At 70.5% G+C, this 7,405-nt stretch carries 7 protein-coding genes; all 7 read left to right on the forward strand.

All coding sequences use genetic code 11. From position 1 onward, the window contains the following. The first annotated feature begins 261 nt into the window (after nt 1-261). Nucleotides 262-1,374 carry an NAD-dependent epimerase/dehydratase family protein gene (locus VHK87_RS08250; RefSeq protein WP_329634421.1) on the forward strand — a complete coding sequence of 371 codons (1,113 nt, stop codon included), beginning with the start codon at nt 262-264 and terminating at the stop codon, nt 1,372-1,374. Next, on the forward strand, nt 1,371-2,426 hold the full coding sequence (locus VHK87_RS08255; protein WP_329634422.1) for an SDR family NAD(P)-dependent oxidoreductase: 1,056 nt from the start codon (nt 1,371-1,373) through the stop codon (nt 2,424-2,426). The genes VHK87_RS08250 and VHK87_RS08255 overlap by 4 nt, the downstream gene beginning before the upstream one ends. Before the next feature lie 61 nt (nt 2,427-2,487). Then, nucleotides 2,488-3,615, forward strand: coding sequence for a glycosyltransferase family 4 protein (locus VHK87_RS08260; protein ID WP_329634423.1), 1,128 nt, complete (start codon nt 2,488-2,490; stop codon nt 3,613-3,615). Then, on the forward strand, nt 3,612-4,739 hold the full coding sequence (locus VHK87_RS08265; RefSeq protein ID WP_329634424.1) for a CgeB family protein: 1,128 nt from the start codon (nt 3,612-3,614) through the stop codon (nt 4,737-4,739). The genes VHK87_RS08260 and VHK87_RS08265 overlap by 4 nt, the downstream gene beginning before the upstream one ends. Further along, entirely contained in the window at nt 4,740-5,834 is a 1,095-nt protein-coding gene (locus tag VHK87_RS08270) for a CgeB family protein (RefSeq protein WP_329634425.1), read from the forward strand. It abuts the gene before it with no gap. Next, the gene (locus VHK87_RS08275; RefSeq protein WP_329634426.1) at nt 5,831-6,928 is read left to right on the forward strand and encodes a CgeB family protein; all 1,098 of its coding nucleotides are present in this window, start codon (nt 5,831-5,833) and stop codon (nt 6,926-6,928) included. The genes VHK87_RS08270 and VHK87_RS08275 overlap by 4 nt, the downstream gene beginning before the upstream one ends. Before the next feature lie 82 nt (nt 6,929-7,010). Then, the coding region (locus VHK87_RS08280) for a GDP-mannose 4,6-dehydratase (RefSeq protein ID WP_329634427.1) at nt 7,011-7,405 on the forward strand (395 nt) is incomplete at its 3' end.

A 7,405-nucleotide genomic window follows, 5' to 3' on the forward strand; every position in this document is an offset into this window, starting at 1 on the left:
CGCTTTCGTGAATGCGGGCGGTAGTTCGCGGTCGAGCTCTTCTCATATGTGAATACTTGCTCGCCCTTCCACGCCTCAAGCGTTGCCTTAGCCATGCTGCACCGCCCGAATACAGCCGAGCTTACGGGAACTTAGATGAAGTCATAGGTGTTAGCTTGACGGTTGGGATGCGAGGGAGCCGCCATGAACCACCCCCAGAATCAAGCCCGTTCCACTCCTATCGGCGCCTCGCGCGCCGCGGCGGCTTAGGAGCGGCGGGAGATGGGCGAGACCGTCCTCATCACCGGCGGCGCCGGGTTCATCGGCCGCCACCTGGCTTCGGCCCTGCTGCAGCGCGGCGACATGGTTCGGGTGCTGGATAGCCTGATCGAACAGGTCCACCCGACCCGCTCGCGCCCCACGGAGCTGGACCCCGAAGTCGAGCTGCTGGTCGGCGACATCCGAGACGACGCCCTGGTGCTCAAGGCGCTGAAAGGGGTCGACAAGGTGGTCCACCTGGCGGCCGAGGTCGGCGTCGGCCAGAGCATGTACGCCGTCGAGCGCTACACCAGCGTCAACGACCTCGGCACCGCGGTCCTCTTCCAACAATTGATCGACAACCCTGTGAAGCGGGTCGTCGTCGCCTCGTCCATGAGCATCTATGGCGAGGGACTCTACAAGACCCAGGACGGCAAGCTGCTGCACGACGTGGTCCGCGGCGGCCGCAATGAGGACGGGACCTGGGACCCCAAGGACGAGCAGGGCCGCCCGCTCATTCCGGTCCCGACGCCCGAGACCAAGCACAACGCGCTCAAGAGCGTCTACGCCATCGGCAAGTTCGTGCAGGAGCGGCTGACGCTCACCCTGACCAAGCAGTACGGCATGGAGGGCTGCGCCCTTCGCCTGTGGAACATCTACGGGCCCGGCCAGGCGCTCTCCAACCCCTACACGGGCGTGCTGGCCATCTTCGCCTCGCGCATCGCCAATGGGCAGAGCCCGATGGTGTTCGAGGACGGCCAGCAGATGCGCGACTTCGTCCACGTCAGCGACGTCGCGCGCGCCTTCCTGCTGGCCCTTGACCACGAGAAGGCCGACGGGGAGGTGTTTAACATCGCCTCCGGCGCCGTGCGCACCGTCGAGCAGGTCGCACGCCTTCAAGCCGCCTCCATGGGCCGGCCCGACCTCGAGCCGGAGATCATGGACAAGGCCCGGGCCGGCGACATCCGCCACTGCATCCCCGACCTCACCAAGGCCGAACAAGTGCTGGGCTATCGCGGCGAGAAGGACTTCGGCGAGGGCCTGGCCGAGCTCGCCGAGTGGGTCGCCCGCCAGGAAGCCGAGGACCGCGTCATCGAGGCTCGCAAGGAGCTGGAGATGCGCGGGCTGGTCGCGTGAGCCGGCCGGTCCTGGTCACCGGCGGGGCCGGCTTCATCGGCAGCAACCTCGCCGACGCCCTGGCGGCCGAGGGCCACGACGTCGTCGTGTTCGACGCCTTGGCCCGCCCGGGGGTGGAGCGGAACCTCGCCTGGCTGAAGCAGCGCCATCCGGGCAAGATCTCCAGCGTCGTCGGCGACATTCGGGACGAGCAGGCGCTGGCCGAGGTCGCCGCCGAGGCCGAGGTGGTGTTCCACATGGCCGCCCAGGTGGCGGTGACCACCAGCCTGGTGGACCCGCTCGACGACTTCTCCGTCAACCTGCGCGGCACGCTCAATCTGCTGGAGGCGCTCAGGCGCTCCGGGCGGCGCACGCCGATCGTTTTCGCCAGCACCAACAAGGTCTACGGCGACCTGGCCGACATCGAGCTGGAGATCGTCGACGACGCCTACCGGCCCAAGGACGGCGCCGTGCGCATGGCCGGCGTCTCGGAGGCCCGGCCGCTCGATTTCCACACCCCGTACGGCTGCTCCAAGGGCGCCGCCGACCAGTACGTCCTCGACTACGCCCGCAGCTTCGGCCTGCCCAGCTGCGTGCTGCGGATGAGCTGCATCTACGGCCCGCGCCAGATGGGGACCGAGGACCAGGGCTGGGTCGCCCACTTCCTGATCCGCGCCCTGGAGGGCCAGCCGATCAGCATCTACGGCGACGGCCGTCAGGTGAGGGACATCCTCGACGTCGGCGACGCCGTGGCCGCCTACCTGTCCGCCTGGCGCCGGATCGACACCGTGGCGGGCCGCGCCTTCAACCTCGGCGGCGGGCCGGCCAACGCCGTCAGCCTGCGCCAGCTGATCGGCTACATCGAGGAGCTGATCGGCCGGAATGTCGAGCTGGGCTTCTCCGACTGGCGGGCCGGCGACCAGCGCTACTACGTCTCCGACGCCAGAGCCGCGCGGCGGGCGCTCGACCTGCCCGAGCCGACCGCCTGGCGGCCCGGAGTCGCCCGGCTGGCCGAGTGGCTGAAGGCCGAGCGTGGCCAGCCCGCCAAGACCCGCCCCGAGGCCGTAGGATGACGGCCCGGCAAGCACGTTCGTTCCGGGAGGAGACGCCGCCCCTAGCCCAACCGGAGGCCGCGTGTCCCTGACAGTGAAGCTTACCCCAGACATCCGCCTTCTGATGACGGCGGATGCGGTGGGCGGTGTCTGGACCTATGCGCTCGACCTCGCGCGGGGTCTGGCCCCGCTGGGCGTGCGCACCAGCCTCGTGGTCCTGGGTCCCAGTCCGAAGCCGGACCAGCGGCTGGAAGCCGAGGCGGTGCCCGGCCTGGAACTCATCGAGACCGGCCTGCCGCTCGACTGGACCGCCGGCGAGTTGGCCGACATCCGCGAGGCCGGCGCCGTGGTCCGCGGCCTGGCCCGCGGCCTCTCGGCCGACCTCGTCCACCTGAACAGCCCGGCGCTGGCCTACGACGGCGGTTTCGGCGCGCCGGTGATCGCCGCCTGCCACTCGTGCCTGGCCACCTGGTGGAGCGAGGTCCGCGACGGGCCGATGCCGCAGGACTTCCGCTGGCGCAGCGCCGCCCTCTGGCAGGGCCTGATAAACTGCGACATCACCATGGCCCCGACCGCCGCCTTCGCCGAGGCGACGGCCCGGGCCTACGAGATCCCGCGCCCGTTCGTGGTGCACAACGGCCGCCTGGCGCCCGCCTTCGCGCCGGCGCCTCGCGAGCGCTTCGTGTTCACCGCCGGGCGATTCTGGGATGACGGCAAGAACGTCGAGCTCGTCGACCAGGCCGCCGGGCGCCTCGATGCGCCCGTGTACGCCGCCGGGCCGCTGGAGAGCCCGACCGGTGATCGCCGCGCGCTGCACCACGCCCAGCCGCTCGGCCGGCTGTCACAGGACGAGGTCGGCCGCTGGATGGCGCGCGCAGGGGTGTTCGCCACCGGCGCCGTTTACGAGCCCTTCGGCCTGACGGTGCTGGAGGCGGCCCAAGCCGGCTGCCCCTTGGTGCTCTCCGACATCGCCACCTTCCGCGAGCTGTGGGATGGGGCCGCGGTGTTCGTCTCGCCCGACGATCCGGGGCAGATGACCGCCGCCCTGCAGCGGCTGCTGGACGATCGCGACGAGGCCGCCCGCCTCGGCGCTGCGGCCCGTTCTCGCGCGGCCCGCTACTCCGTCCAGGCGATGGCCGAGGGCGTGCGGGACGTCTACCGGATGGTCGCGCCCCAGCTGTTCCTCAAGCGGCGGGAGGCGGCCGCGTGAGGATCGTCTACTTCACCCATTCCCTGGTCTCCTGCTGGAACCACGGCAACGCCCACTTCCTGCGCGGCGTGCTGCGCGAGCTGATCCGTCGCGGCCATTCGGTGGCCGTCTACGAGCCCGCCGGCGCCTGGAGCCTCTCCAACCTGCTTGCGGATCACGGCGAAGCGGGCCTCGAGGCCTACCGCGCCGCCTATCCCAAGCTGTCCTCCACCGCCTTCGGGCCCGACTTCGATCCCGTCCAGGCCTGCGACGGCGCCGACCTGGTCATCGTGCACGAGTGGAACGACCCGGCCCTGGTCGCCGCCGTCGGCGCGCACCGCAAGGCCGGCGGCCGCTTCACCCTGCTGTTCCACGACACCCATCACCGTGCCGTCAGCGAGCCGGAGGCGATCACAGCGTTCGACCTCTCTGGCTACGACGGCGTCATGGCGTTCGGGGAGACCCTGGCCGAAGTCTACCGCCGCTGGGGTTGGGGCCGCCGGGTGTTCGTCTGGCACGAGGCTGCGGACACCGCCCTGTTCCGGCCGCCGGAGGAGGAGGGGCCCCGCGAGGGCCTCGTCTGGATCGGCAACTGGGGCGACGGGGAGCGTACCGCCGAGCTGGAGAGCTTCCTGATGGCGCCCGCCGAGCAGGCCGGGCTGCCGCTGGAGATCTACGGCGTGCGCTATCCGCCCGAGGCCCTGGCGATGCTCGAGCGCTACGGCGTCCGCTACCGCGGCTGGCTGCCCAATGCCCGGGCGCCGGAGGTCTTCGCCCGGCATCTCGCCACGGTCCACGTGCCCCGGCGCTTCTACGTCGAGGTGCTGCCCGGCATTCCCACCATCCGGGTGTTTGAGGCGTTGGCCTGCGGCATTCCCCTGGTCAGCGCCCCCTGGGACGACGCCGAGGACCTGTTCCGGCCCGGCCGCGACTTCCTGGTCGCCCGCGACAGCGATGAGATGGTGCGCCATCTCACCGCCCTGAAGGCCGACGTAGGCCTGCGTGCCGAGCTCGTCACCTCCGGCCTAGCTCGGATCCTGGCCCGCCACACCTGCGGCCACCGGGCCGACGAGCTGCTGACCATCCACCGCCGGCTGGCCGGCCGCCCGGCCCCTGGAGACCGCCTGAAAGAAGAGACCGCCTGAATGAAGATCGCCTTCTACGGCTCGAGCCTCTTGTCCTCCTACTGGAACGGGGCGGCCACCTACTACCGCGGCATGCTGAGCCAGCTGGCCGCCCGCGGCTATCAGGTGACCTTCTACGAGCCCGACGCGTTCGAGCGGCAGCAGCACCGCGATATCGACCCGCCGCCTTACGCCAAGGTCGTCGTCTACGAGGCGACCGAGGAGGCCGCCCGCCGGGTCCTCGCCGAGGCCGCCCAGGCCGACATTGTCGTCAAGGCGAGCGGGGTGGGCGTGTTCGACGACCTGCTGCTGGAGGGCGTGATCGCCCAGGCCGCGCCGCACGCTATCAAGCTCTTCTGGGACGTGGACGCCGCCGCCACCCTCGACGAGATCCGCCGCGACGAGGCCCACCCGATGCGCAGGGCGCTGCCGCAGCTCGACCTCGTGCTGACCTACGGCGGCGGCCCGCCGGTGATCGGCGCCTACGAGGGCTTCGGCGCGAGGCTCTGCCGGCCCGTCTACAACGCGCTGGACCCAGAGAGCCACCATCCGGCGCCGCCTCAGGACCGCTTCGCCGCCGATCTGAGCTTCCTCGCCAACCGTCTGCCGGACCGCGAGGCGCGGGTGGAGCGCTTCTTTCTCGATGCGGCCGCGCGCCTGCCGGACAAGCGCTTCCTGCTCGGCGGGAACGGCTGGCACGACAAGCCCATGCCGCCGAACGTCACCGCCATCGGACACGTGGGCACCGCCGACCACAACGCCTTCAACTGCTCTGCCCTGGCGGTGCTGAACGTCGCCAGGGACTCGATGGCCAGTGTCGGCTTCTCCCCGGCCACCCGCGTGTTCGAGGCGGCGGGGGCGGGGGCCTGCCTGATCACTGACGCCTGGGAGGGCGTCGAGCTGTTCCTGACCCCAGGCGAGGAGGTGCTGGTCGCCCGCGACGGCCAGGAGGTGGCCGAGCACCTGGCCGCCCTGACGCCCGATCGCGCCCGCGCCATCGGCGAGGCCGCCCGCCAGCGGGTGCTGGCCGAGCACACCTACGCGCGCCGGGGCGTCGAGGTGGACGCCCTGTTCCGGGCCGAGGCGGCGAAGAAGCGCGAGAGGAGCCTGGCGTGAAGCTGGTCGTCCTCGGCCTCTCGCTGTCCTCCTCCTGGGGCAATGGCCACGCCACGACCTATCGCGCGCTGCTCCGCGCGTTCGCCGGGCAGGGACATGAGGTGCTGTTCCTGGAGCGCGATGTGCCCTGGTACGCCGCTCACCGCGACCTGACCCAACCGGACTTCTGCCAGCTCGCGCTCTACGCCGACCTGCCCGAACTCAAGGCCCGCTGGGCCGAGGAAGTGGCGGGCGCGGACGCGGTCATCGTCGGCTCCTACGTGCCCGAGGGGGTGGAGGTTGGCCGCTGGGCGCAGGCGACGGCGACAGGGCCGGTCTGCTTCTACGACATCGACACGCCGGTCACCCTGGCCAAGCTCGGCGCGGGCGACCACGAGTACCTGACGCCGGAGCTGATCGGCGGCTACGACGTCTACTTCTCCTTCACCGGCGGCCCAACCCTGCAGACCCTGGAGCGCCGCTTCGGCTCTCCGGCGGCCCGGGCTCTCTACTGCTCGGTGGACGAGGCCGCCTACCGGCCGCTGGAGGTTCCCCGCCGCTGGGACCTCTCCTACCTCGGCACCTACAGCCCCGACCGCCAGCCGACGCTGGAACGCCTTCTGATCGAGCCGGCCCGCCGGGCGCCCCACCTGAAGTTCTGCGTCGCCGGGCCCCAGTACCCGGCCGACATCGCCTGGCCGGGCAACGTCGAGCGGCTGGAGCACGTCGGCCCGTCCGACCACCCGGCCTTCTACGCCGCGAGCCGCTTCACCCTGAACGTCACCCGCAAGGACATGATCGCGGCCGGCTGGAGCCCCAGCGTGCGGCTGTTCGAGGCGGGCGCCTGCGGTGTCCCGATCATCTCCGACGTCTGGGACGGGCTCTCCAGCCTGTTCAAGCCGGGCGAGCAGATCATCCTCGCCGAAGGGCCCGACGATGTGCTCGCCGCTATGGACTCGGTTGACGAGGCCGCGCGGGCCGAGATGGCCGCGGGCGCCCGCCAGCGCATCCTTTCCGAACACACCGCGGCCCACCGCGCCGCCGGCCTGGCGCAGGAGCTAAGCGTCGCCATAGCTCGGAAATCAGAGAAAAAGCAGCATCTTCTACTTTGTTGATGAACCTTGAGAACGAAAGCTGAGCTTACGAATTAAGACAAGGGGGCGGCACGGTGAAGGTCAGGGTCGCGAGGGACTGAGCATGAAGAACGGACGACACAAACAGGTGCTCGTCGCGGGAGGAGCGGGCTTCCTGGGCTCGCATCTTTGCGAACGCCTCATCGCCGAGGGCGCCCACGTCGTCTGCTTGGACAATTTCCTGACTGGCAGTCATGAGAACCTTCGCAAGCTCGAACGGCACCCGGGCTTCGACCTAGTCGAGCACGACATCGTCGAGCCGCTCCCGGCCAAGCTCGCCAAGCAGCGCTTCGACCGGGTCTACAACCTCGCCTGCGCCGCCTCGCCGCCGCTCTATCAGGCCGATCCTGAGCACACCCTGCTGACCAGCGTGGTGGGCAATCGCCACCTGCTGAAGCTCGCGGAGGCCAGCGGCGGCAAGTTCCTGCTCGCCTCCACCAGCGAGGTCTACGGCGACCC

The organism is Phenylobacterium sp., assembly GCF_036263695.1.
Classification (GTDB): Bacteria; Pseudomonadota; Alphaproteobacteria; order Caulobacterales; family Caulobacteraceae; genus Phenylobacterium.

Excerpts from the sequence above, each read along its gene's own strand:
- VHK87_RS08250 (WP_329634421.1), top strand. The coding sequence starts at position 262 with ATGGGCGAGACCGTCCTCATCACCGGCGGCGCCGGGTTCATCGGCCGC.
- VHK87_RS08270 (WP_329634425.1), top strand. The coding sequence starts at position 4,740 with ATGAAGATCGCCTTCTACGGCTCGAGCCTCTTGTCCTCCTACTGGAAC.